This is a genomic window from Sphingopyxis sp. BSNA05, from assembly GCF_013265645.1.
In the GTDB taxonomy this organism is placed as follows: Bacteria; Pseudomonadota; Alphaproteobacteria; order Sphingomonadales; family Sphingomonadaceae; genus Parasphingorhabdus.
The window spans coordinates 1-22,357 of the sequence record NZ_PYIA01000116.1 but is presented as its reverse complement, the minus strand read 5'-3'; the positions used below and the strand labels follow the sequence as shown (position 1 = coordinate 22,357).

Here is a 22,357-nt window from a genome sequence, read left to right as displayed (position 1 = left end):
AAAACTACACCAGCAAGGGCCGGATCACTGCTTCGGGCGGTTCAGCAGGCGGCGAGCTTATGGGCGCGATCGTCAACAGCGATCCCGAACTATGGGGCGCGGTGGTCGCGCATGTACCCTTTGTCGACGTGCTCAACACCATGCAGGACGAAAGCCTGCCCCTGACCCCCGGTGAATGGCCGGAATGGGGCAATCCGATAACCGACAAGGCAGCGTTTGAATATATCCGCAGCTATTCGCCCTATGACAATGTGACAGCGCAGGCCTATCCGCCGATGCTGATCACCGGCGGACTCAATGATCCGCGCGTGACCTATTGGGAACCGGCAAAATGGACCGCCAGGCTGCGCGCAACCAAGACGGATGACAATATCCTGCTGCTCAAGACCAATATGGGCGCCGGCCATGGCGGCAAGTCGGGTCGCTGGAACGCGCTGGAAGAAACCGCAGAGGAATTCGCCTTCATCCTCTGGCAGATGGGCATATCCGAATGAAACCGCCGGAGACGGCCTACGCTCTTTCGATCACCGCCCGACCGGAGGACATAGACGAACTCGGCCACGTCAATAATGCGGTCTGGGTGCGCTGGATCCAGGATATGGCGACAGCCCATTGGAACGCCGTCGCACCGCAACAGGCTATCGATCAATATATCTGGGTCGTGATGCGGCACGAAATCGACTATAGCGGCAATGTCGAAGCCGGCGAAACCGTGACCGGACGCACCTGGATTTCCGAACCGCCCAAAGGTGCCCGCTTCTGGCGCAACGTCTGTTTTACCGGCCCTGACGGCAGGACAAAGGTCGCAGCAAAACCAACTGGGCGATCATCGATCGGGCAAGCGGCAAGCCGGTGCGGGTTCCTGCCGATCTAGCGGCGCTGTTTCTGGAAACCTAAGGCGCGGGTATCGCCGTGGACGGAGCAAGCGGTGAGGGCTGGTCCACCCTTTCCCCTTCGGCGGTCCGCAACTGTTGCGGTTCGAGTATCGCCGCAGTTTCAATCACGTCAAGCGCGCGCCGTGCTTCATTATAGCGCCGGGCTTTTTCCATCCATTGCAAGAATTCTTCATCCTTGTCGGCTCCGGCCAATTTTTCGATTTCCGCAATCGCGGCATCGACATTGCCCGTTTCGACATAGCGGCTCGCCCGGATCAGGCGCTGTTGCGGAGCCGGCGAAGGTGTGCCCTCGCGGCGGATCACGAAGAGTTCGGACAACTCCCGCTGGAAGTCGGCCCAGAAGCCTGCACCGCTCGAGCCGGTCATCAGCGTGGGACCGAGTTCGTCCAGCCCAGCAGACAATTCTTCCAGCGTCACCGGCTGGCGGGAGGCGTTGACAATAGTCGTTACCGCCTTGGGCTGGGCATCACCGAAACGCAGCCGCAACTGCGGGTCGATATAACCAAGTGGCGAACCGCGATCCAGCGCCCGGCGGGCGGCAAAGGCGATCAACAGGCCCTCGGCCCGCGCCGCATTGCCGGATGCGGCCTGCGCCTGCACATTGATCCGCGACAGGCGATCTTCCAGATCGGCAACGCGCACCGCCAACGCGCGCTCCAGATCGGGTGTCAAGGTAGCTGCAGGACTGGCCTCTGCGGTTTGTGCCGGCGTCGGCAGGACGCTGCCGTCGGCATCGATACGGTTGGCCAGCGCGGTTGCAGGATCAGGCGCCACCTGGGTACCGGTCCCCTCGGCAACCGCCGCAGCTTCCGTGTCCGAGCTGGTGTCGAACGGGTTGTAGCGGGACAATATCCATCCGGTCAGGATCGCCCCGCCGACAAAAGCCACAACCATCAAAATCAGCACATTACGCGTTAAATTGCTCTTGCCTGTCGATGGCGAAAGCCTTTCATAATCGCGACTCATTCCGGCTTTCCTTCCCGGCCCGGCGTCATGGCGAACCAAATATTCTCATTCCCTCTGGCATAGTCGGGTCGCCAGAGACAGTAAAGACTCGTCGTCCGGACGGTCCGCGACCTGCAGGCTTTTCCATTGCGCTCCTGCCGCTGCCGCGACGTTTGCGGAAAAGGCCAACACATGATGCCGATCCGGCTTTATGTGCAACCGGTCGAGTTCGGTGACCAGATGCCTTGCCGCCCGCGGCGAGTGCAGCAGGATTATCGTTTCGATTTTCAGGCAGGCTATGGCCTTCTCCCCCAATGCCATGGCCCGCGACCGGTATACGGGAACGACCGTCATTTGCCGATCGCCCGGGTCCAGCAGGCTATGCTGCTCGCCAGCCAGCCACAGGACGCGACGGAAACGATTGTCCTCCAGCTGGTCCAGCAATCGCTGTCCGCCGGAATCGCCACTATGCAGCACGTTAAAACCTGCATGTCGTGCGGTCGAAGCGGTTGCCTGACCGACCGCAAGCACGGGGAGTGATCCTAAATCGCCGAGCCGGTCTCCGCCATAATTTACTGCATTGGCGCTGGTCAGCAGCAGGGCATCAAAATCAGCCGCCACCGGACCGGACCATGATATCGGTTCAACCGTGAACAGCGGATCAACCACTGTTTGCAGCCCCAGATCCCCCGCTCGCCGTTCGGTCTGCAGCGCCCCGTCGAGCGGCCGGAGAATCAGCAGCGGCAGCGTCATCGTCCAAATACGGCCTTTAGCTCCGCGCTCGCCTGACCCAGCAGCTTGTCGGCCAATATGCCGGGCGCCGAGACATCGCCGGTGTCGAAACTGGATGCCCCTTCGATATGCTCCGATCCATCGGGCAGCAAAATTTCTGCGCGCAGATGAATGGTGGATCCGTCAATCGTCGCCAGGGCTGCAACCGGGCTATGACAATCTGCAGTCAGTTGTTTCAGAAACATGCGTTCGGCAATGACGGAACGAAATGTGTTCGTCGAGGAGATCGCGTGCATCAGCTTGCGGACATGCGGGTCTTCGGATCGCGCTTCAACACCAATCGCGCCCTGCGCCGGAGCTGGCAGCATGACCTCATCGGAAATTTCGCTGCCCACATCTTCCATATCAAGACGTTTCAGGCCTGCGGCAGCGAGCAACGTCGCGTCATATTCGCCATTTTCGATTTTCTGCAGCCGGGACTGCACATTGCCGCGAATCAGTCTGATATCGAGATCGGACCGCTGCCGCAAAAGCTGTGCCTTGCGCCGCGGGGACGCGGTGCCGACAATGGCTCCTTCCGCCAGCGCATCGATCGACTCCGCTCCGATCAGCCGGTCATGGATATCGGCCCGCTCCAGCATCGCTGCGAGAATGAATTCCTCCGGCCGGATGGTCTCGACATCCTTCATGCTGTGCACCGCGCAGTCAATTTCACCATTCCCGAGCGCGTGATCCAGTTCCTTGGTCCACAAAGCCTTGCCCCCCACATCGGCAAGCGCGCGGTCCTGTATCCGGTCGCCGGTGGCGATCATCGGCACCAGTTCAACCTGATCCGGCCGCCATCCATGGGTTGTTAGCAGCGCATTGGCGGTCATCTGCGCCTGCGCCATGGCCAGCGGGGATTGGCGCGTACCGATACGCAAGGGCCGGTCCAGACCGGCGAGAATCTCTTTTTGGCGTTGTCGCTCATGATAGCGCTTGTCCTAATGGCTTGAGCGCCTAAGTAAAAGCGTCATGAGCCTGATCTTGGGAATTGAATCAAGCTGCGATGAAACGGCAGCCGCGCTAGTTACGTCTGATCGGGAGATTCTGGCGCACAAACTCGCTGGCCAGGAGGCGGAACATGCCCCCTATGGCGGCGTGGTCCCCGAAATCGCAGCCCGCGCCCATGCCGAGATTCTGACGCCGCTGATCAAGGCCGCACTGGAAGAAGCAGGAAAATCGCTGGACGATGTCGACGCGATCGCTGCCACAGCAGGCCCCGGCCTGATTGGCGGGGTGATGGTCGGGCTGGTTACCGGCAAGGCGCTGGCGATGGCGGCGGGCAAACCGCTGGTCGCTGTCAATCATCTCGAGGGCCACGCCCTGTCACCACGACTGGTCAATCCCGATCTGGCCTTTCCCTATCTGTTGATGCTCGTTTCCGGCGGCCATTGCCAGATATTGCGCGTCGAAGGCGTCGGACAGTATCGGCGGCTGGCCACAACGATTGATGATGCCGCGGGCGAAGCCTTCGACAAGACCGCGAAAATATTGGGTCTTGGCTATCCGGGTGGCCCCAGGGTCGAGGCCTTTGCGCGGGAGGGCAATCCGGCTGCGGTTCCCCTGCCCCGTCCGCTGATCAAATCAGCCGAACCGCATTTTTCCTTCGCCGGTCTGAAAAGCGCAGTCGTACGCGCCCACCAAAACGGTGCGTACCGGCCGGAAGATATTGCTGCGTCCTTCCAACAAGCGGTGGTGGATTGTCTGCGCGACCGGCTGGAAAAAGCGATTCGCGATCATGCCGGCTGCGCTCATCTCGTTGTCGCCGGTGGTGTCGCGGCAAATACACCGATCCGCGCCATGCTCGAAGAAGTCGCAGAAGAGAACGGCATGGCCTTTACCGCGCCGCCGCAGTGGCTGTGCACCGACAATGCCGCGATGATTGCCTGGGCCGGTGCCGAGCGCTTTGCTGCCGGCCTGACCGATTCCCTCGATTTCGTCGCGAGGCCGCGCTGGCCGCTGGACCCTACGGCTGAAAAAGCGCGCGGTGCGGGAGTGAAGGCATGAGTGCTACAACCACCAGAATAGGCGTCATCGGCGCGGGCGCCTGGGGCACGGCCCTGGCGCAGGTTCTGTCGGAAAATCAGGACGAGTTCCTTCTGTGGGCCCGCGAGCCTGAAGTTGTTGACCAGATCAACCACACCCACGAGAACAAATCCTTTCTGGCGGGCCATCGGCTCCGCGACAATATCCGCGCAACGCAGGATTTAGGCACAATGGCGGCCTGCGATGTGCTGCTGCTCGTCACGCCGGCACAACATCTGCGCACCACATTGCAGGCGCTACCCGATTCCGGTGCCGGGCTGATCCTGTGCTGCAAGGGGATCGAGGCAAGCAGCCGCTTGCTATTGAGCGAAGTTGCCAAGATCGTGCGACCGGACAACGACCTCGCTGTCTTGTCCGGCCCGACCTTCGCCCATGAAGTGGCGCAAGGCCTGCCGACCGCCCTGACGCTGGCCTGCGAAAGCGAAGCGCTCTGGGAGCGGCTCAAACCACTGATCGCCAAGCCGCGTTTCCGGCCTTATTATTCCGGCGATGTCGTCGGCGCGGAAATCGGCGGCGCGGTCAAGAATGTGCTGGCGATTGGCTGCGGCGTGGTCGACGGGGCGGGTCTGGGGCAAAATGCCCGCGCCTCCCTGATCAGTCGCGGCTTTGCCGAAATGCTCCGCTATGGGGCAGCGCGCGGCGCCGGGCGGACACGCTTGCCGGGCTTTGCGGCCTTGGCGATCTGGTGCTCACCTGTTCCTCCACCAGTTCGCGCAATTTCTCGCTCGGCCGTGGGCTGGGAGAGGGCCAGTCAGCCGAATCGCTTCTGTCGGACCGGACAACGGTTGCCGAAGGAGCTTCCACGGCCCCGGTCCTCCAGCAGGACGCAAGAGCACGCCAGGTCGATATGCCGATCGTCGACGCCGTCTGCGCCCTGCTTGCCGGCAAGGCCGATGTTCAGTCTGTAGTCACCCAGCTCATGAAAAGGCCGCTGGTTTCCGAACGCAGATAGACCGGCGAGCCATGATGATGACAAAATACCGAAACTGCTATAGACAGTCTGTCCTGGAGCGGACCAGCCGGAGAGCGATTTGAACAGTCCTGAATCATCAGCACGGCTGGTGCACCGCCAATTGATGGCGACACACCCGCCGACAAGAGCAAGGACGATATTGCCGCGCTGGCCAAAGGCGGGCGGACCAATATTTTCGGCTTTCTGCTGCGCCTCGCCGCGCGCCTGCCCTTTCTGTTCATCGCCGGCCGGATCTATGGTGCAGAAGCGCTAGGCCGCTTTGCCTATGCGATACTGGTGGTGGAATTCGCCGCTCAACTGGCAACGCTCGGGCTGAAGCGCGGGCTGGCGGCCCAGCTGAGCAAGACCCAGAGGCCGCATGTCCATGTCGTCTGGGACGGGCTGCTGGTAAGCTTTCTGGCGTCGGGGATCGCCGCAGGCATTCTTATCGCTTTTCCCTTCATCATGTTCCCGAACAGCGAGATCAACGGTCTCGACCGGTTTTTGCCCTTGGTCATATTCACGGTTGTCGGCGCCGATATCGCGCTCGCTGCGCTCGCCTACCGCTACGATATTGCCTCGACGGTGCGCGCCCGGTCGATTGTCGAGCCGTGGACGATCAGCATCGCCGCCTTTCTCTTTTCCTATTATTCGCTGCGCGACGGCCTGATCCTCTCCTACGTCGTGTCGATGATCGCCGCACTGGCGGCCTCTTTGTGGCCCCTGTTCAAAAGCTATGGCCTGCCGCACGGCTGGCGACCGGAGCCGCTGAAAATCGCGCGGATGGCCCGCCGCAACATGCCCCTTGCCGCTGCCGACGCCGCCGAATGGGGGTCGCGGCGGCTGGATCTGGCGATCCTCGGCCTGTTCGCATCGCCGGCGATCGTGGGCGTCTATTATATCGCCCAGCAGGTGGCGAGCCTGCCACAGAAGCTCAAGACCAGCTTCGACCCCATTCTCGGGCCGGTCATCACGCGCAATCTGGAGGCCGGCAATATGAAGGCTATCGCCAGCCAGGTCAGCCAGGTCGGATTCTGGATCATCGCAGCGCAGGTCGGCATTGCCCTGGCGCTGGCGATTCCAGGCGAAGCCGTGATGGGCCTTGTCGGTCCGGGATTTGTCGGCGGCACCGGCGCGCTGGCCTTCCTGCTGGCAGCCGAAGCCGTGGCCGCAACCGCCGTGGTCAGCGAATCCGCGCTGGTCTATATCGCCCGCCATCGCAATCTGCTGATTTCGCTGTCGATGTTGCTGTTGCAGGCTGCGCTCAGCGTCGCCTTCATCCAGATTTGCGTCTATCTCGGCCTCGGGCCCCTGCATCAGGCGGCGGCGGTCGCGGCAGCATTGATGGTCGCCCTCGCCTATGCTTCGGTGGTGAAGGCAATATTCCTGTCAAAGCTGCTCGATGCGCCGGTCAACGGCTGGCGCTGGACCCTGCTGATCGCCATAGGCGTTGCCAGCGCCGTCGGCTTTCTCGCGACCCGCCTGCCCGAATGGGCAGAGCTGATCGTCGGCATACCCATGATCCTTGGCAGCTACGCCTGGGTCATCTGGAAATGGGGCTTTGGACCAGAGGACCGGACGCTATTCAAAATGAAAGGCTGATTAGCCCAGCCGTTTTTCCACCAGCGCCCGCAGATCGGCTTCCGGACGCGCGCCATAATGGGAAATTACTTCCGCTGCAGCGACCGCGCCGATGGTTAGACATTCATCCATCGGGCGCTCTTCAATGTAACCGCTGAGGAAGCCGGCGGCAAAAAGGTCACCGGCACCGGTGGTATCGACGATCTGGTCGACGGGCTCCGCGGCAACAGCGGTTGTCTTGCCGTCCCGAACCGCGATCGCCCCTTTTTCGCTTCGCGTGACGACCAGCGTCTCGACCTTGGCAGCCGTTTGCGCAACCGCAGCGTCAAAATCCTCGGTTTCGGCCAGCATCATGATTTCCGCTTCATTGGCAAAGAGAATGTCAATCTTGCCGCCATCGATCAGACCGACAAATTCCGCCCGGTGCCGGTCGACACAGAAAGTGTCGGACAGGGTGAAGGCAACTTTCCGGCCATTTTCCCGGGCAATGTCGATCCCCAGCGCCATCGCAGCCTTCGGCTCGTCGGCATCCCACAGATAGCCTTCGAGATAGAGAATCGCGCCGCTGGCGATCAGATCGGCGTCAACCGCAGCCGGCGGCAGGAATTGCGATGCGCCAAGGAACGTATTCATCGTCCGCTGCGCGTCGGGTGTGACGAAAATCAGGCAGCGCGCCGTCGGCGGCTCCTTGCCCAGCGGCGGCACGTCAAAATCGATCCCGGTTGCCCGAATGTCATGGGCAAAGACCTCTCCGAGCTGGTCGTCTGCCACTTGCGCGATCAGCGCGCACTGGCGCCCCAGGGTGGACGCGCCGGCCAGCGTGTTGGAACCCGAACCGCCGCTGATTTCGCGCGCCGGCCCCATGTCGCGGTACAATTCCTGCGCTCTGTCGGCATCAATCAGCGCCATGCTGCCCTTGACCAGTTGCTCCTCTTCCAGAAATTCGTCGCTGGACTGGGAGATGACGTCGACAATCGCGTTGCCGATGGCGACGATATCATAGCGGGCTTCGGTGGTCATAAATATACCTCTGGGCTGGTTGCACTATTGCGGCTGCGTTAGGGATTTGGGTCTGGACCATCAAGCAGAATTGACGCCCGCTTGCCAATCGTGACATGAAGCGGACATGATAGAGGCTTTTACCCGCGCTCTGGCGCAGCTCACCGACCGCGCGATATTGAAGATCCTGCTGAAGGTCATTCTGCTCACCCTGTTGCTATTCGCGCTATTCGGCGTTGCGGCCTATTTTGGCTTGCTGTGGCTATTTGCATGGCTGGGCTGGTCAGATGGCGGATTTGCCGCCGCCGCTGCCGCCGCAATCATCGCCATAATGACAGGAGTCCTGCTGTTCCGGATCGTGGCCATTTTTGTCCTCAACATCTTCTCGGACGACATTGTCGATGCGGTGGAACGGCGATATTATCCGGGACGGGCAGAAAGTGCGAAGCCGCCGGGCTATGGAGCGGGCATGAGAATGGGGCTGGCGTCCGCGGCCCGCGCGCTCGGCTACAATATTCTTGCGATACCGCTCTACGTCCTGCTGCTGGTCACCGGCGTCGGCGTTCCGATTGCCTTTTTCGCGATCAATGCCATTCTTCTGGGCCGCGACCTGCAGGACATGGTCGCGGCACGCCATGCCAGCGACCATCAAAGCCTCGCCACGGAATGGAGCCTTCCAAAGGCAAAAAGATTTGTTCTCGGGCTGGCCGCCGCGCTGTTGCTCGCCATTCCCTTCGTCAATTTTCTTGCGCCGGTTTTGGCAGCCGCTATGGCTACCCATCTGGTGCACGGAAAGAAAAGAGAATGATCCGCATGAAAGCCAAGTTTCTTGTCCTGCTCAGCCTGCCGGCGCTGGCCGCCTGCGCCTCGACCGCCACGACGCCCCGAAGCACAGGACTGCCTGCCGTGTCGGGATCGCCGCTCAGTTCCGTGGCAGGGCTGGAAATCGTCATGGGCAAGACCGCTGACCAGCTGACCCGCCTGTTCGGCAATCCCCAACTGGACATATCGGAACCACCTGCGCGGAAACTGCAGTTCGCCAGCGGTGTCTGCATCCTCGACGCCTATCTCTATCCGCAGGAAAACGGCGGAAGCCAGCGCGTGACGCATATCGATACTCGCCGCAGCGACGGCGCAGCGGTCGACCGGGTCAGCTGCGTCAATGCGCTAAGGCTGCGCTGACGCCAACTGATCAAGCGCCCAGCCGGCCGCTTCCCTGATCACGTCATCCTCATCTTCGAGCAGCGCCTGAACCGGTTGAATTAGCGCAGTATCGCCACTGTTCCCCGCTGCGATCAGCGCGTTGCGGACCATGCGGTCTCGGCCGGTTCGCTTGATCGGAGATCCGGAAAAACCTGTCGGAAACCGGCATCGTCGAGCGCCAAAATGTCCACGAGAGCGGGCGCGGCCAGTTCGGCGCGCGGCAGAAATGCCTTGTTCGCCGCACCTGCCTTGGCAAATTTGTTCCACGGACAGACCGCGAGACAATCATCGCAGCCATAGATATGATTGCCGATTGCCTTGCGATATTTGTGCGGGATCGGCCCCTTATGCTCGATCGTCAGATAGGAAATGCAAGCCCGGGCATCTAACTGATAGGGCGCGGGGAAGGCGCCGGTCGGACAAATATCCTGACAGGCAGAACAACTGCCGCAACTGTCCCTTCCCGGCTTGGACGGTTCCAGATCGAGGGTCGTATAAATTGCGCCGAGAAACAGCCAGCTGCCATGTTCGCGGCTGACGACATTGGTATGCTTGCCCTGCCAGCCAAGTCCGGCAGCTTCGGCGAGCGGCTTTTCCATCACCGGCGCGGTGTCGACAAAGACCTTCACTTCGCACTCCGCCTGCTCGACCAGCCAGCGGGCGGTGCGCTTCAGCGCACTTTTCACAACATCATGATAATCCCGACCCTGGGCATAGACCGAAATCCGGCCGTGATCGGACACGGGCTCTAGGGCAAAGGATCAACCGCCGGCGCATAGCTCATGCCCAGCATGACAACCGTCTGTACATCAGGCCACAGGGTTGCCGGATCGGACCGTTTGTCGGCCCGGTTGACCATCCATAGCATGTCACCCTGACGGCCTTCATCAAGCCATTGCTGCAGACGCAACCCGGTTTCGGGTGCCAGTCTGGCCGGAGCGATACCGACAGCGGCAAAGCCTTCATCCTTCGCCCTGTTTTCCAGCGCTTTGGTCAATCTTAACTTGTCATCCGGCATAGGCTTTCCCTATCAAACACTCCCGACAGTTATGAAAGCCGTAAATGCACGCACCCCATTCCGAATATGCCATCGAGGCCCGCAATATCGTCAAGAGATTTGATGGTGAAGCGGCTGTAAACGGCATCGACCTGACCATCAACAAGGGCAGCATATTTGGCATATTGGGACCGAATGGAGCGGGCAAGACCACGACCCTGCGCATGCTGCTCGGGATCATCGACCCCGACGAAGGCGAACGCTACCTGCTGGGCTCGGCGGAACCGATTTCAAAAGCACATCAGGTCGGATATCTACCGGAGGAGCGGGGGCTTTATCAATCGATGAAAGCCTATGACGCGATTGCCTTCATGGGCGCGCTGCGTGGACTGCCGCTCGCCGAGGGCCGTAAGCGCGGGCGCAGGATGATGGAAGATCATGGACTTGGCGATGCCGCCGACAAGCAAATCCGCCAACTGTCCAAGGGCATGGCCCAGACGGTACAATTGCTCGGCACGCTGGTGCACGATCCCGACCTGATCATTCTCGACGAGCCGTTTTCGGGCCTCGATGCGCTCAACCAGGGCAAGCTCGAACGATTGATCCGGGCCCAGGCAGACAAGGGCGTGACGGTGATCTTCTCCACCCATGTAATCGCGCATGCCGAGCGGCTCTGCGAAGAAATCGCGATAATCGCCGACGGCAAAATCCCGTTCAAGGGAAAGGTTTCAGCAGCGCGGGACCGGCTGCGCCCGCAAGTCCATCTCGAAACCCGCAATCTTGACGGGCCCTGGCGCACGGCTATCCCAGCCGACTGCATACCCCTCGGACACAATTGGCATTTCACCCTGCCGGAAAGCGGTGTGGAGCCCCTGCTCCACGCACTGGTGGAAGGCGGTGCGGGAATCGAATCCCTGTCGATCGAGCGGCCCGGCCTGCACGACGCCTTTGTCGAGATCGCCGGGGAAGCGGCTGCCCGCAAGATGGACGAAGACGCCGAAGACAATGATGTGGAGGCAGCAGCATGATCGAAACAATCCGCGCCGCTTTTGTCATCGCCCGTCGCGATTTCACCGCCATCATATTTTCCAAATCCTTCTTTTTCTTTTTGCTCGGCCCTCTGTTTCCCATCGGAATCGCGGTAGCTGCGGGCGGTCTGGGAGCGCAAGTTTCTCAGGATATCGACAATCCGGTCATTGGCATTGCCATGGGCAGCGAAGCAGCGGAGAGCCTGATGTCGGCGCGGTCCCGCCTGTCGGAGAATCTGGGTACAAAAGCCCTGCCGGAGTTCATTGTCCTGGCCGATATTTCCGGACAGGAAACCAACATAATCGCCAAACTGAACAGCGAGACATCTCTGACCGCCATTCTGTCGGGGACCTTGAACAAGCCGGTGCTGACCGGGTCGGAACGCGACGTCAAGCGATGGCAGGGCAAAGTCGCCCTGCTAGCGGAAACCGCGCTGTCCCAGCCTGCCACAGTCGATATCACGACAACATTCGTGGGCCAGACGAGCAGTTCCAGCGAGCGCAACCAGTTGCTGACGGCCCAGGCCGGTCAGGCAATCCTGATATTGCTGACGATGATCCTCGCGGGCATGGTGCTGTCCAACCTGGTGGAGGAAAAGACCAACAAGATCATCGAGATCCTGGCCGCAGCGATCCCGATGGACGCAATATTTCTCGGCAAGCTTTTTGCGATGCTGGGCATGGCGCTCGTCGGAATCACGGTGTGGAGCACCATGGGCTTGTCCGTGGCGCTTCTGGCTGGCGGCAATTGGGCCGCGCTGCCGTCACCCGCCGTCGGCTGGCCCCTGTTCTGCCTGTTGCTGATCCTTTATTTTCCATGGCCTATCTGCTGCTCGGCTCGCTGTTTCTCGGGATTGCGCGATGGCCACCACGGTTCGCGAGGTGCAAACCCTGTCGATGCCGGTGACCATGGGACAATTGCTGGTCTTCTTTCTCGCCTATTCCTCGATCACCAAGCTGGGCGAACCGGTCGAATGGTTTGCCGTGTTGTTCCCGTTCAGCTCGCCGTTCGCGATGATCGCCCGCGCGGCGCAAATGGACAATATCTGGCAACATGGCCTGGCGCTGATCTGGCAGGCTGTTTTCACGATCATCATCATCCGTTTTTCGGTGATGCTGTTCCGCCGTAATGTGATGAAATCCGGCCAGGCTGCACGTAAAAAGGGCCTGCTCGCCCGCGTCACCGGAAAATAGTCGCGCGATTCACGCCATTTGCCGAAAAGACATTGACATTACTGTCAATAGCGGCAGATTGAACGAGTTTTGAAACGCAACCGATTGCTGACACAAGCAACGGCAGGAGAGACTTATGGCATCCGTACCGCAAATTGACCTTAATAATCTGACCACATCCCCTACCGCCGACGAGGCGCTGGAAGAATGGTACAAGACCCACCCTTCAATCGCGGACACCGATGCCAACCCCTGGGATGTCAGCCGCGCGGAACTGTACAGCAAGGATCTGTGGCGCAAGCCTTTCGCCGAAATGCGGGAACAGGCACCGATCAACAAGATCGAGGGTGGTGTGCACGGGGATTTCTGGAATATCACCACCTACAAGCCGATCCAGCATGTCGAGGCGCTGCCGGATATTTACTCATCCGACGTTGCCCATGGCGGCATCACCATCGCGGAACCCGATTTCGACGACTCCGATTTCCAGCTGCCGATGTTCATTGCGATGGACCGGCCCAAGCACACCGGACAGCGCCGCACCGTAGCGCCGGCCTTCACGCCGACCGAGATGAAGCGGATGGAGGACGAGATCCGCCAGCGCACCGAAGAAGTGCTCGACAGCCTGCCATGGGGTGAAAAATTCGACTGGGTCGACAAGGTATCGATCGAACTGACGACCGGCATGCTGGCGATCCTGTTCGGCTTCCCCTGGGAAGACCGCAGGCTGCTGACCTACTGGTCCGACTGGGCTGGCGATGTCGAATTGTCGGTCGCGGAAGACCTGACCGAACAGCGCCGCCAGATTCTTTTCGAAATGGGCGCCTATTTTACCAAGCTCTGGAACGAGCGGGTCAATGCCGAGCCGACACCCGACCTGATCTCGATGATGATCCATTCGGAACATATGCGCGACATGGATCACATGGAATTCATGGGCAATCTGGTGCTGCTGATCGTCGGCGGCAATGACACGACCCGCAATACCATGTCTGGTGTTGCTTATGGTCTTGGGCAATTCCCCGAAGAGCGGAAAAAGCTGCAGGAGAACCCGGACCTGATCCCCAATGCCGTGCAGGAAATCATCCGCTGGCAGACCCCGCTCGCCCATATGCGGCGCACCGCTCTGGAAGATCATGACCTGTTCGGGCATCAGATCAAGAAAGGCGACAAGGTCGTCATGTGGTATATTTCGGCCAACCGCGATGAAGAGGTTTTCCCGGAAGCCGACAAGATCATCGTCGACCGCGAAAATGCGCGGCGGCATCTGGCGTTCGGCTATGGCATCCACCGCTGTGTCGGGGCCCGTCTCGCCGAACTCCAGATCCGGATATTGCTGGAGGAAATGCACAAGCGCCGGATGCAGGTCAATCCGACCGGCAAGCATCGCCGCGTCCATGCCTGTTTCGTCCACGGCTTCCGCGAACTGGAAGTCGAGCTTTCGAAATATTGATCAGTTTCCGTTCAGGCCCCTATCTGTAACCTTTATCCGTCCTGCGTCGAATGATTCAGGAATAGCGGAAAGGATTGCAGATGAAATCACTCAACCGGCGCACTCTTATATCCGGTACTTTGGTCGCGGCCGGAGCAGTCGGCGCTGCCAGCGTCTCGGGGCTTTTCGGCAAAGCGGAAGCGCGGGCGGGCGGGAAATTCGCGATCAACCGCTCGGCAGAGGACTGGAAACGTCGCCTGGGGCCCGCCCGCTACCGTATCTTGCGCGAGGAAGGCACCGAACGGGCCTATTCCAGCCCGCTGAACAAGGAGAAACGCGCGGGTGTTTACGCCTGCGCGGGCTGCAATCTCGGCCTCTACAAATCCGACAAGAAATATGACAGCGGCACCGGCTGGCCGAGCTTTTGGGCGCGATCTCCAAGGACCGGATCGGAACATCGCGAGATTACAAGATCGGTTATCCGCGAACCGAAGTCCATTGCGCGCGCTGCGGTGGGCATCTGGGACATATTTTCAATGACGGCCCGAAACCGACCGGCAAGCGTCATTGCCTCAACGGACTGGCGCTGAAATTCATTCCTGCCTGAACTGCAAGGTTCAGCTTTCCGGCGCGTCTACCTGCTGCCAGAATTCCAGCTTGATCCCGTCACAATCCAGGATCCAGGCAAATTTGCCATAGCCTTCGTCAATATGGCCGAGTATCTCGAGGCCCTTGCCCTTGAGCTTTTCGACATAGGCATCCAGATCATCAACCCGCAGATTGATCATGAAGCTCGCTTCGCTGGGTTTCAGATATTCGGTGGTGTCCGGGAAATGGCTGATCAGGCTATAGGGTTTGTCACCCTTTTCATCCGACCAGTTGAGCATCGGGCCATATTCCCCGCCCAGTTCGAGATAGTCCTTATACCATTTCCGTGTTGCTGCCGGGTCTTTCACCTTGTGAAAAACTCCACCGAGACCGGTGACCCTTGCCATTTAAAACTCCGTGGTTCTTATTGCCTGCGACCATCTCAATGTGCGACCATCGAGCCAAACCTATCATGGTTTAGATATCGTTAGGCAAGCCTTTTGCCGTCACCCGCCAGATTCTAAGGCCATTGTCCCGAATGTGGACAGATTGCAGCCAGTCCGGCTTTTCATCTTTCGCCAATCCGGCCCACAGACCGTCGGGATGTTTCTTCGCATAAATGCCCAGCTCGGCTTCCCCGTCGCAGGTGACGATATAGCGGATATTGTGGGCCTCCATCAAAGGACGGGCTTCGTCCGGCGATGCGGTAAATATCCTGATCTGGTCACCCATTGCCTGATCGTTGCGATGGTGGCTGGTGGCAAGCACGCTGTGCGGGGTCAGCAGCAAAATGCGCGGGCCGAAATCAAAGGGGGCCAGAATATTGGAGCGGGGCAAGGCATTCAGCCGGGCCAGTGACTCATCGCTCTTGCACATGGCATTTTCCGGGCTGTTTTCGGGCTTCTGCTCGTCATCGCCGACCCCGTTGAACAGGGCGACCGCCAGCGGCCCCGGCATGATCAGCAACACGACCGCTGCGGTGGCGAATATCCGTGCCGGCACTCTCTTTATACCCCGGGCCCAGACGAACGCCCGATGCACCGCCCAGGCGAGAAACGGCAGGGCGAAGGCCGCCGCAACCGCGGTGGCCCGCTGGACGAACAGGGACAGCAGCAGGGCCCAGAGAAAGGCATAGCCAAGAATGAATAATTTGCTGCCGTCAATCCGGTCGGGCCGGGTCCGGACGATGTAGATCAGGCTGCCCAGCCCGACGATGATTGAGCCGCCCAGCAGAGTGACCATGGTCTTGCCATTCTGATACCAGATCGGCAGGCCTTCAAGGACATTGACCAGCCAATATTCGCGAACCAGCGGATCCATCGTGTTGAACGCTCCACCGACACATTGCGGTGCAAGAGCGTAGAATATGGCTAAAGCCGGAAGTCCGGCGACGGCCAGACTGGCAACGCGCAACGGGATATTCGCCGGCAGCCACCTGATCGCCGGTAATATGATGGCGGCCCCGGCCGCGCAGGCAAGCAGATGCGCGGGCGACAGCGCGTCACAATAGTTGATCGCGATATCGAACCAGCCCTGGCTACCAAAATAGAGCAGAAAACTCGCGATCAGGAAGCTCAGCAGGGTCCAGAAAAGCCGGACTCCCTCTTCGGTCCGGAAAAGCCAGCGCCAGACCAGAAGAACGACGAAAGCGGCCGATATCGGCAGTCCTTCCAGTGATATCGAAAGCCAAAGCGCGAGCGCCACGCCCAGCGCGATGCCCCCCTTGCGCTTGTCGGGCCAGAACATGGTCCATAGAGCCGCCAGCGCGAGGACGATCTGCCAGCCGTGGTGATCTACCCGCATCGGCCGGATTTGTGCGACTATCGGGACAGCCGTCGCCGTCAGGGTCGCCGCGAGAATTGCGATCGGGCGATCAAAAACCTGTTCCGTGATTTTTGCAACCAGCCACATGGCGATACCGAGCGTGATCAACGGTACGATTACCATTGCCGCGGTTTCGGCGGTTGCTGCTCCCACCAGTGGCTTGAGCAGAAGAAATACGAGAGCCAGCGGCAGTTCGATCCAGCGGGGCCAGTGCATCGGCTGGCTGTCCGGTTCGCCGATCCGATATTGTGTGGTGTCAAACCAGCCTTGCCCGCCGAGCCAGTCGCGCAGCTGGACCATGCGCAATTGGTCGTCCGGATCCCAGCCAATGCCGCTCATGATCTGGCTGCGGGTGATCAGAACCAGCAGCGCGCAGACTGCGAGCCAGATCAATAATATGGGCAGGTTGCCGCGCAAGCGTTCCAAATTCTTATCCCCTGGGCGTTGCGCCCTTGGCTTTCAGATAAAGCCACGGAACGCGCTCCGGGTCAAATTGCGAACGGTGATGGCGGTCGAAAAACGGCGGCATATGGTCGCCAACCAGCAATATATCCGCATCCGGGAAATCGCTCGCGGTAATTTCGGCGATCAGCGCCCTGTCGATATCGTCAAATATCGCAAATTGTCTGCAGATCATCGGATAGTCACGGGCCAGTTCGACCGAAACTTTCTCGCAATTCTCGGCGTTGAGATTCTGCCCGGTCGGAACCGGCAGATGGGTGTTCAGGGTCAGCCAATATTGAAAGGTCGGCTGTGTCGCACGCTTCAGATTATCAGCCAGCATCTTTGGCACCTGACGGTCGCAGGCACCAGCGAAAACCCCGCCGCACCATTCCGCGCCGCGCTGTTCCAGATCGGCGGCAAATTCGCGCTTCTGGAAGCCGATTTTCGGATACCAGGTTTCGCGCTTGAAGAATGGCCCCTTGAAACTGTGCATCGCCTGGGTCGCATAGCCTTTTTCGGCAAGCTGCGCCGGCAGACAATCGAGCGTCTTCGGGTCATCGCTCTTGAGCAATTCATAATAGTCGCCCCAGCGGCCGCAAAGTTCGCGCATCTCGCCGGACGTGGTGCTGTTATAATAGAGACTCGTACCTTGGCTAACCTCGTAGCGCTCCTTGACGGCGCTGCTGTTATAAAAAGCGAACAGCTTGTCGGACATCGCCTGATTATCCTTGGGGACACCCAGCGATTCCACCATGATCAGAACCAGATGGCGCTTGCCATCGGCACGGGCAATAAAGCCCGACTTGTTGACCGCCGATTCAAAAGCCGCGCCGACCGGTGCGGGCCGGAAATAATGGCCGCGCATGCCCTCGCCGACCGCGGCATCGGCGCCGACCAGTCCGAAGATCAACGCTCCGCCGAGCAGGATATGCAGCGGTTTGGCAAAATTGGTGTCGCGCTTGAGCAGGAACCAGCTGCCGATCAAAATGCCGAACAGGACCACTGTTGCCGCAATATATTCGATCGAATTGCCCGGCTTGATTTCGGCGAAAAACTGCAGCGAATAGACCAGCGAGTCGAGCGTCAGGCTGAACAGCCCGGAGACGAAGGACAGCAGGGAATAGGTCATCACGGCTACAAAGGCGATCCACTGAACCACGCGCGGCATGCGCTTGACGATCAGTCCGACGAGCCCCGCCAGCGCAATCGGAATAGCACGCGGCGGCGCACCGACCATCCACATCGCCATGAACGGAATATTGGCCAGCACTATCCAGACCAAAGCCCAGTTGAGAAATCTCCTGAAGTCCGGGCTGAAGCGATGCTGGGTCACCGGCGTTTCGATGGCCATATCCATATAGCTCACCGGAACACGCCATATTTGCGGGCAAAATAGACCGCGAAGAAGCTGACAGCCACCGCTGCCGCCTTGGCCAGTACCGGCAGCACACCTGCACTGGTCAGTCCGCTGACCATGCTGACGGTGATGCCCAGCCCCAGCAGCGCAGTAGCGATGAAACCAAAGCGTTGCACCTGCAATGCGGTGCCCTCGCGGCGCTTGCCGGGAAATACAAAGTTCGAAGAATGAACCAGTGGACGACGATGCCCGCGCTGTAGCCCGCAGCCGACGCCATCCGGGATCGAACAGAAAGGCGACCAAGATCATGAAAAGAGCCACGTCAAACGCCAGGCTGACGACGCTCGCCAGCAGATAACGTGTGATCGAGAAGCGGTTGAGCAGCGCCAGCGGAGCAGGCAGATTGCCTATCCAGCTGCCGATGGTTGACCGTCTGTCTGCGCCGCTGCGTTCCATCCTGCTTACGCCGCTTTGGATGGTTTGGCTTCTGGCGCGACTTCCTCAATCCGCTTTGGCACATCACGCATGCTTTCAAGCGCTGCGACGCGGTCCTCGCTGATTTCCTCGGCGATCACCTGCTGCGCACCTTCATCACCCGCTTCGTGATATTCGGCGTCTTCGTTTACGTTCCAGACATTCCATTTGCGGGTGCCAGCCTCGATATTTTCCACCGTCAGCATCGCTGTCATCATCGCGTGATCCTGATTATTATAGCGGTGCATGCCGTTGCGACCGACCATGTGCAGTGTCGGGAAACGCTTTTCCAGATCATCGCGCATGGTGGCGACATTCTGTTCATAGGCATCGTCATAGACCGGATAGGCCTTTTCCTGACGGACAACCGAACCGCCGACGACATCTTCAGGCTTGCACAGGCCGAGGATCGCCATTTCCTTCTTGGCGAGCTCGATCAGATCCTCGTCAGACGAGGACCAGAGGCCGTCATTTTCGAAACAGAAATATTCCAGGCCAACACAGGCGATATTTTCGTCCGGCACCATTTCGGGAGACCAGCTGCGGAAATTCTGCACGCGACCGACCTGCACGCGATCGTCATGGATATAGATCCAGTTGTCAGGGAACAGATCGTCGGATTTCACCTTGATCGCCACGGTCAGAAAATCCCGATAGTTGAGGTCCTGCGCTTCCGGCAGCGACTGCGGCAGCGGATGGATACGGGTCGCAAGCTCGCGCATCGGCGCGCTCGAGATCACATGTTTCGCATGGATGATGGTCTCGCCATCGGCGCTGGTCGCGCTCACCCGCCAGTTGCCTTCGGCATCCTGGGCGAGCTGTTTCAGGCTATGGCCCATCAGCACTTCATTGCCCTTGGCCTCGACATGGGCCTTGGCGGCATCCCACATCATGCCGGGTCCGAGGCGGGGATAGCGGAAGGTTTCGAGCAGGGTTTTGACTTCCTGTCCGTCATTGGGTTTCTTGTTGAGGCCGAGCGAGCGTTTCAGGCCGTCGGTCACCGCGTTCCAGAGGCTCAATCCCTTGATCCGCTGGGCCGCCCAGTCCGCCGACATTTCGTCGCATGGCATGCCCCAGACCTTCTCGGTATAGGTCTTGAAGAAGATCGAATAGAGCTTGTAGCCGAACTGGTTAACCGTCCAGTCTTCAAAACTCTTCACATTCTTGTTCGGGAAAACCTTCGCCTTGGCATAGCTCGCCATGCACAATGTCGAGCGCCAGATACCGAGGTTCCACAAGGCTTCAAAAGCGCGCAGCGGATAGCTGTAGAATTTGCCTTCATAATAGATGCGGCTCATCCGCGGGCGCTGGATGAAATCATCGGGCAGGATTTCATTCCACAGATCAACCACTTCCTGGCTTTTCGAAAAGAAGCGGTGCCCGCCGATATCGAAGCGGAAGCCTTCATGCTCCACCGTCCGGCTGATCCCGCCGACATATTTGGGGTCTTTTTCGATCACCGTGACCGAATAGCCTTTCTTGGAAAGCAAATAGGCGGCGGTCAGGCCAGCCGGCCCCGCGCCAATGATGGCGACGTCTACCGGAGAATTTGCGGGCGTGCTCTGTCTGGTCATAAAGTCCGTTCCCTGTTCGTGGCGCGCGCATATCCGCGCCGTTCATGTTTCAGAAACAGGAGTGAACGAAATTGGTTAGCAGATAGTTAATGGCGCTCTGAAATTTGCAGGCCGTCCGCGTGGCTCACTGGTCGCTGATCGGTGGCACCGGCTGCGGCGGTGCATCGATATCCACTTCGTGCACCTCGACATGGCCGCGCCCGACATGGCTCTTTCTGTAACCATAAGCATAATAGAGCAGCAATCCGATCCCGCCCCATATCGGCAGGACCAGCTTTGCTTCCAGAGGCAGATTGTAGAAAAGACCCAGGCATCCGATGATGGCCAGCGGTGCGACCAGCCAGACCAGAGGCGTACGGAACGGACGATGCCGGCCCGGATCCTTCCGGCGCAGGATCAGCACCGCCACCGCGACCATCAGGAAAGCAAACAGGTTCCCGAATTGGAAATATCCGCGAGCTTCCCGACCGGCAGGAAAGCCGCAAATATCGACACGGCGACGCCGGTAATCGCCGTCACGATATGCGGCGTCTTCCATTTCGGATGAATCGTAGCGAGCTTTTCCGGCAGCAATCCGTCGCGCGCCATCACGAAGAAAATCCGGGTCTGGCCGAACAGCATGATCAGGATCACCGAGGGCAGCGCCAGAAAGGCGGCGATGCCAATGGCATTGCCGAATGCCGGCTGGCCGATGGTGCGCAAGACGAAGGCCAGCGCTTCGTGGCTGCAGACCAGCGGTTCATGGCCAGCTGTCAGCAGAGCCTGGCATTGCGCGGCAAATTCGCTGCTGCCAGGTGCAAGCACATTGCCGGCTGCGTCGACGATCGGCTGCGCCCCGACCGTACCGATCGCGCCTGCTGCCACCAGCAGATAGAAGACCGTGCAGATCGCCAGACTGCCGATCAGGCCGATCGGCACATTGCGCTGCGGATTCTTGGTTTCCTCCGCCGCGGTCGATACCGCGTCAAAACCGACATAGGCGAAGAATATCGAGGCCGCCGCGCCGACTGCACCAAATCCCCGGCTTTCGCCAAACCAGCCATTGGGCAGGAACGGATCGAAATTCTGCCCCTGCATCATCGGCAGGGTGAGCACGATGAACATGGTCAGCGCCGTGACCTTGATTGCGACCAGCACCGCATTGACCTTGGCGCTCTCGCTGGTGCCGATCATCAGCAGAAAGGTAACCAGCAGCGCAATCACCAGCGCCGGCAGGTTGATCAGCCCGCCCGGCGCGTAACTGCCAATGGTCAGCGCCGTCGGCAAATGGATTCCGGCATTGGCCAGCAGCCCGACGAAATAGCCCGACCAGCCGACCGAAACCGCGCTCGCCGCCACCGCATATTCGAGGATCAGCGCCCAGCCGACCATCCAGGCCAGCAGCTCGCCCATCACCGCATAGGTATAGGTATAGGCCGAACCGGATACCGGCACCATCGAGGCCAGTTCCGAATAGCAGAGCGCCGCAACCGCACAGACCAGCCCGGCGATCACGAAGCTCCACATCATCCCCGGCCCGGCCTTCTGCGCCGCCTCCGATGTCAGCACGAAAATCCCGGTGCCGATGATCGCGCCCACCCCCAGCAAGGTGAGCTGAACGGGGCCGAGAGAGCGGGTGAGCGCTTTTTTCTCTGCCGTTTCCAATATTGCGTCGAGGGGTTTGATACGTCCGAAAAGATTGAAAGCCATGCAGCAATCCTGTCCCGAAAAACTGCGCTTGGATTACGCCGATTTTCGCAATGCGCAAGTGGGATTCGATGGGGCTTATACGATTTTGGAAATTCATCAATCGACAGCAGAATCGCGCCTTATATTCCATGTTTACAACAGTAGTCGCCATTGTTAGCCTTTCGGGTGAACCGGAAGGATGAACGCTATGTCTCCACGATCGAAGATGCTGATGTCGCTGGTTGCCGGAGCGACCGTGATCTTTGGCGATATCCCGGTTGCGGCACAGGATGGCTCGGGAAATCTGGCGGCGGGTTCGGCGACCACATATCCAGAGACGCAATGGCTCGCCGATTTTGCGGCCATCAACCGCCTCGATGAACAGGCCGATCTGGCAGCAAA

Annotated in this window: 18 protein-coding genes and 5 pseudogenes; 12 read left to right on the top strand and 11 right to left on the bottom strand. The window is 59.7% G+C overall.

Features of this window, described 5'->3' with window-relative positions; translation table 11 throughout:
- Window positions 1-494 (top strand): prolyl oligopeptidase family serine peptidase (locus tag C8024_RS14195; protein ID WP_173206335.1); only part of this gene is annotated, 494 nt, incomplete at its 5' end.
- A pseudogene (locus C8024_RS14190) lies at window positions 491-897 on the top strand (acyl-CoA thioesterase). The gene C8024_RS14195 and the pseudogene C8024_RS14190, both read left to right, overlap by 4 nt.
- Here C8024_RS14190 and C8024_RS14185 read toward each other — a convergent pair.
- Genes C8024_RS14185 through hemC form a run of 3 tightly spaced genes read right to left on the bottom strand, consistent with a single transcriptional unit; the run spans window position 894 to window position 3,496 of the window.
- Complete coding sequence (locus C8024_RS14185; protein ID WP_173206332.1) at window positions 894-1,862, bottom strand: hypothetical protein; 969 nt, start codon at window positions 1,860-1,862, stop codon at window positions 894-896. The pseudogene C8024_RS14190 and the gene C8024_RS14185 overlap by 4 nt on opposite strands.
- A gap of 45 nt (window positions 1,863-1,907) precedes the next feature.
- A complete protein-coding gene (locus tag C8024_RS14180; protein WP_173206329.1) occupies window positions 1,908-2,594 on the bottom strand; it encodes a uroporphyrinogen-III synthase in 687 nt (228 codons plus the stop codon).
- Window positions 2,591-3,496, bottom strand: a complete 906-nt coding sequence (hemC, locus tag C8024_RS14175) for a hydroxymethylbilane synthase (RefSeq protein WP_254305941.1) — start codon at window positions 3,494-3,496, stop codon at window positions 2,591-2,593. Before hemC ends, C8024_RS14180 begins: the two co-directional genes overlap by 4 nt.
- Before the next feature lie 91 nt (window positions 3,497-3,587).
- Here hemC and tsaD point away from each other — a divergent pair, with 91 nt between their 5' ends.
- The 3 genes and pseudogenes from tsaD (at window position 3,588) to C8024_RS14160 (ending at window position 7,215) form a co-directional block, all read left to right on the top strand.
- Window positions 3,588-4,622, top strand: a complete 1,035-nt coding sequence (gene tsaD / locus C8024_RS14170) for a tRNA (adenosine(37)-N6)-threonylcarbamoyltransferase complex transferase subunit TsaD (protein ID WP_173206326.1) — start codon at window positions 3,588-3,590, stop codon at window positions 4,620-4,622.
- Window positions 4,619-5,511, top strand: a pseudogene (locus tag C8024_RS14165) (NAD(P)H-dependent glycerol-3-phosphate dehydrogenase); the annotation flags it as partial. The gene tsaD and the pseudogene C8024_RS14165, both read left to right, overlap by 4 nt.
- Window positions 5,512-5,733: 222 nt before the next feature.
- Window positions 5,734-7,215 carry an oligosaccharide flippase family protein gene (locus tag C8024_RS14160; protein WP_173206341.1) on the top strand — a complete coding sequence of 494 codons (1,482 nt, stop codon included), beginning with the start codon at window positions 5,734-5,736 and terminating at the stop codon, window positions 7,213-7,215.
- Here the strand turns inward: C8024_RS14160 and C8024_RS14155 are convergent, their stop codons facing one another.
- Window positions 7,216-8,214 (bottom strand): adenosine kinase, encoded by a 999-nt coding sequence (locus C8024_RS14155; protein ID WP_100092612.1) that lies wholly within the window; start codon window positions 8,212-8,214, stop codon window positions 7,216-7,218.
- A 106-nt stretch (window positions 8,215-8,320) separates the two neighbouring features.
- On the opposite strand from C8024_RS14155, the gene C8024_RS14150 reads away from it, so the two are divergent.
- The gene (locus C8024_RS14150; protein ID WP_100092613.1) at window positions 8,321-9,001 is read left to right on the top strand and encodes an EI24 domain-containing protein; all 681 of its coding nucleotides are present in this window, start codon (window positions 8,321-8,323) and stop codon (window positions 8,999-9,001) included.
- Window positions 8,998-9,375: a hypothetical protein gene (locus tag C8024_RS14145; protein WP_254305940.1), complete on the top strand. Its 378-nt coding sequence runs from the start codon at window positions 8,998-9,000 to the stop codon at window positions 9,373-9,375. The genes C8024_RS14150 and C8024_RS14145 overlap by 4 nt, the downstream gene beginning before the upstream one ends.
- On the opposite strand, the pseudogene queG reads toward C8024_RS14145, so the two are convergent.
- Window positions 9,361-10,414, bottom strand: a pseudogene (gene queG, locus C8024_RS14140) (tRNA epoxyqueuosine(34) reductase QueG). The gene C8024_RS14145 and the pseudogene queG overlap by 15 nt on opposite strands.
- Window positions 10,415-10,458: 44 nt before the next feature.
- Here queG and C8024_RS14135 point away from each other — a divergent pair.
- The 4 genes and pseudogenes from C8024_RS14135 (at window position 10,459) to msrB (ending at window position 14,633) form a co-directional block, all read left to right on the top strand.
- Window positions 10,459-11,421: an ABC transporter ATP-binding protein gene (locus tag C8024_RS14135; protein ID WP_173206322.1), complete on the top strand. Its 963-nt coding sequence runs from the start codon at window positions 10,459-10,461 to the stop codon at window positions 11,419-11,421.
- Window positions 11,418-12,551: an ABC transporter permease gene (locus tag C8024_RS14130; RefSeq protein ID WP_367947352.1), complete on the top strand. Its 1,134-nt coding sequence runs from the start codon at window positions 11,418-11,420 to the stop codon at window positions 12,549-12,551. The genes C8024_RS14135 and C8024_RS14130 overlap by 4 nt, the downstream gene beginning before the upstream one ends.
- Window positions 12,552-12,730: 179 nt before the next feature.
- Entirely contained in the window at window positions 12,731-14,047 is a 1,317-nt protein-coding gene (locus C8024_RS14125) for a cytochrome P450 (protein WP_100092617.1), read from the top strand.
- Between the two features lie 80 nt (window positions 14,048-14,127).
- Window positions 14,128-14,633: pseudogene (gene msrB / locus C8024_RS14120) on the top strand (peptide-methionine (R)-S-oxide reductase MsrB).
- Between the two features lie 10 nt (window positions 14,634-14,643).
- On the opposite strand, the gene C8024_RS14115 reads toward msrB, so the two are convergent.
- From C8024_RS14115 to C8024_RS14090, 6 genes and pseudogenes are all read right to left on the bottom strand, one after another.
- Window positions 14,644-15,021 carry a VOC family protein gene (locus C8024_RS14115; RefSeq protein WP_173206319.1) on the bottom strand — a complete coding sequence of 126 codons (378 nt, stop codon included), beginning with the start codon at window positions 15,019-15,021 and terminating at the stop codon, window positions 14,644-14,646.
- 70 nt (window positions 15,022-15,091) lie between these two features.
- The gene (locus C8024_RS14110; RefSeq protein ID WP_173206315.1) at window positions 15,092-16,864 is read right to left on the bottom strand and encodes a hypothetical protein; all 1,773 of its coding nucleotides are present in this window, start codon (window positions 16,862-16,864) and stop codon (window positions 15,092-15,094) included.
- Window positions 16,865-16,868: 4 nt separating this feature from the next.
- On the bottom strand, window positions 16,869-18,239 hold the full coding sequence (locus tag C8024_RS14105) for a sulfatase-like hydrolase/transferase (RefSeq protein ID WP_254305942.1): 1,371 nt from the start codon (window positions 18,237-18,239) through the stop codon (window positions 16,869-16,871).
- A gap of 5 nt (window positions 18,240-18,244) precedes the next feature.
- A complete protein-coding gene (locus C8024_RS14100; protein ID WP_173206309.1) occupies window positions 18,245-18,421 on the bottom strand; it encodes a hypothetical protein in 177 nt (58 codons plus the stop codon).
- A gap of 279 nt (window positions 18,422-18,700) precedes the next feature.
- Window positions 18,701-20,287: an NAD(P)/FAD-dependent oxidoreductase gene (locus C8024_RS14095; protein WP_173206306.1), complete on the bottom strand. Its 1,587-nt coding sequence runs from the start codon at window positions 20,285-20,287 to the stop codon at window positions 18,701-18,703.
- A 124-nt stretch (window positions 20,288-20,411) separates the two neighbouring features.
- Window positions 20,412-21,976, bottom strand: a pseudogene (locus C8024_RS14090) (amino acid permease).
- Window positions 21,977-22,163: 187 nt separating this feature from the next.
- Here C8024_RS14090 and C8024_RS14085 point away from each other — a divergent pair.
- On the top strand, window positions 22,164-22,357 hold a 194-nt coding region (locus tag C8024_RS14085; protein WP_173206303.1), incomplete at its 3' end, for a hypothetical protein.

What these genes read in the sequence shown, in the direction of transcription:
- C8024_RS14150 (WP_100092613.1), top strand. Translation starts at nt 8,321, where the DNA reads ATGATAGAGGCTTTTACCCGCGCTCTGGCGCAGCTCACCGACCGCGCG.
- tsaD (WP_173206326.1), top strand. Translation starts at nt 3,588, where the DNA reads ATGAGCCTGATCTTGGGAATTGAATCAAGCTGCGATGAAACGGCAGCC.
- C8024_RS14130 (WP_367947352.1), top strand. Translation starts at nt 11,418, where the DNA reads ATGATCGAAACAATCCGCGCCGCTTTTGTCATCGCCCGTCGCGATTTC.
- C8024_RS14095 (WP_173206306.1), bottom strand. Translation starts at nt 20,287, where the DNA reads ATGACCAGACAGAGCACGCCCGCAAATTCTCCGGTAGACGTCGCCATC.
- C8024_RS14115 (WP_173206319.1), bottom strand. Translation starts at nt 15,021, where the DNA reads ATGGCAAGGGTCACCGGTCTCGGTGGAGTTTTTCACAAGGTGAAAGAC.
- C8024_RS14105 (WP_254305942.1), bottom strand. Translation starts at nt 18,239, where the DNA reads ATGGATATGGCCATCGAAACGCCGGTGACCCAGCATCGCTTCAGCCCG.
- C8024_RS14145 (WP_254305940.1), top strand. Translation starts at nt 8,998, where the DNA reads ATGATCCGCATGAAAGCCAAGTTTCTTGTCCTGCTCAGCCTGCCGGCG.
- C8024_RS14180 (WP_173206329.1), bottom strand. Translation starts at nt 2,594, where the DNA reads ATGACGCTGCCGCTGCTGATTCTCCGGCCGCTCGACGGGGCGCTGCAG.
- C8024_RS14185 (WP_173206332.1), bottom strand. Translation starts at nt 1,862, where the DNA reads ATGAGTCGCGATTATGAAAGGCTTTCGCCATCGACAGGCAAGAGCAAT.
- C8024_RS14135 (WP_173206322.1), top strand. Translation starts at nt 10,459, where the DNA reads ATGCACGCACCCCATTCCGAATATGCCATCGAGGCCCGCAATATCGTC.
- C8024_RS14155 (WP_100092612.1), bottom strand. Translation starts at nt 8,214, where the DNA reads ATGACCACCGAAGCCCGCTATGATATCGTCGCCATCGGCAACGCGATT.
- C8024_RS14125 (WP_100092617.1), top strand. Translation starts at nt 12,731, where the DNA reads ATGGCATCCGTACCGCAAATTGACCTTAATAATCTGACCACATCCCCT.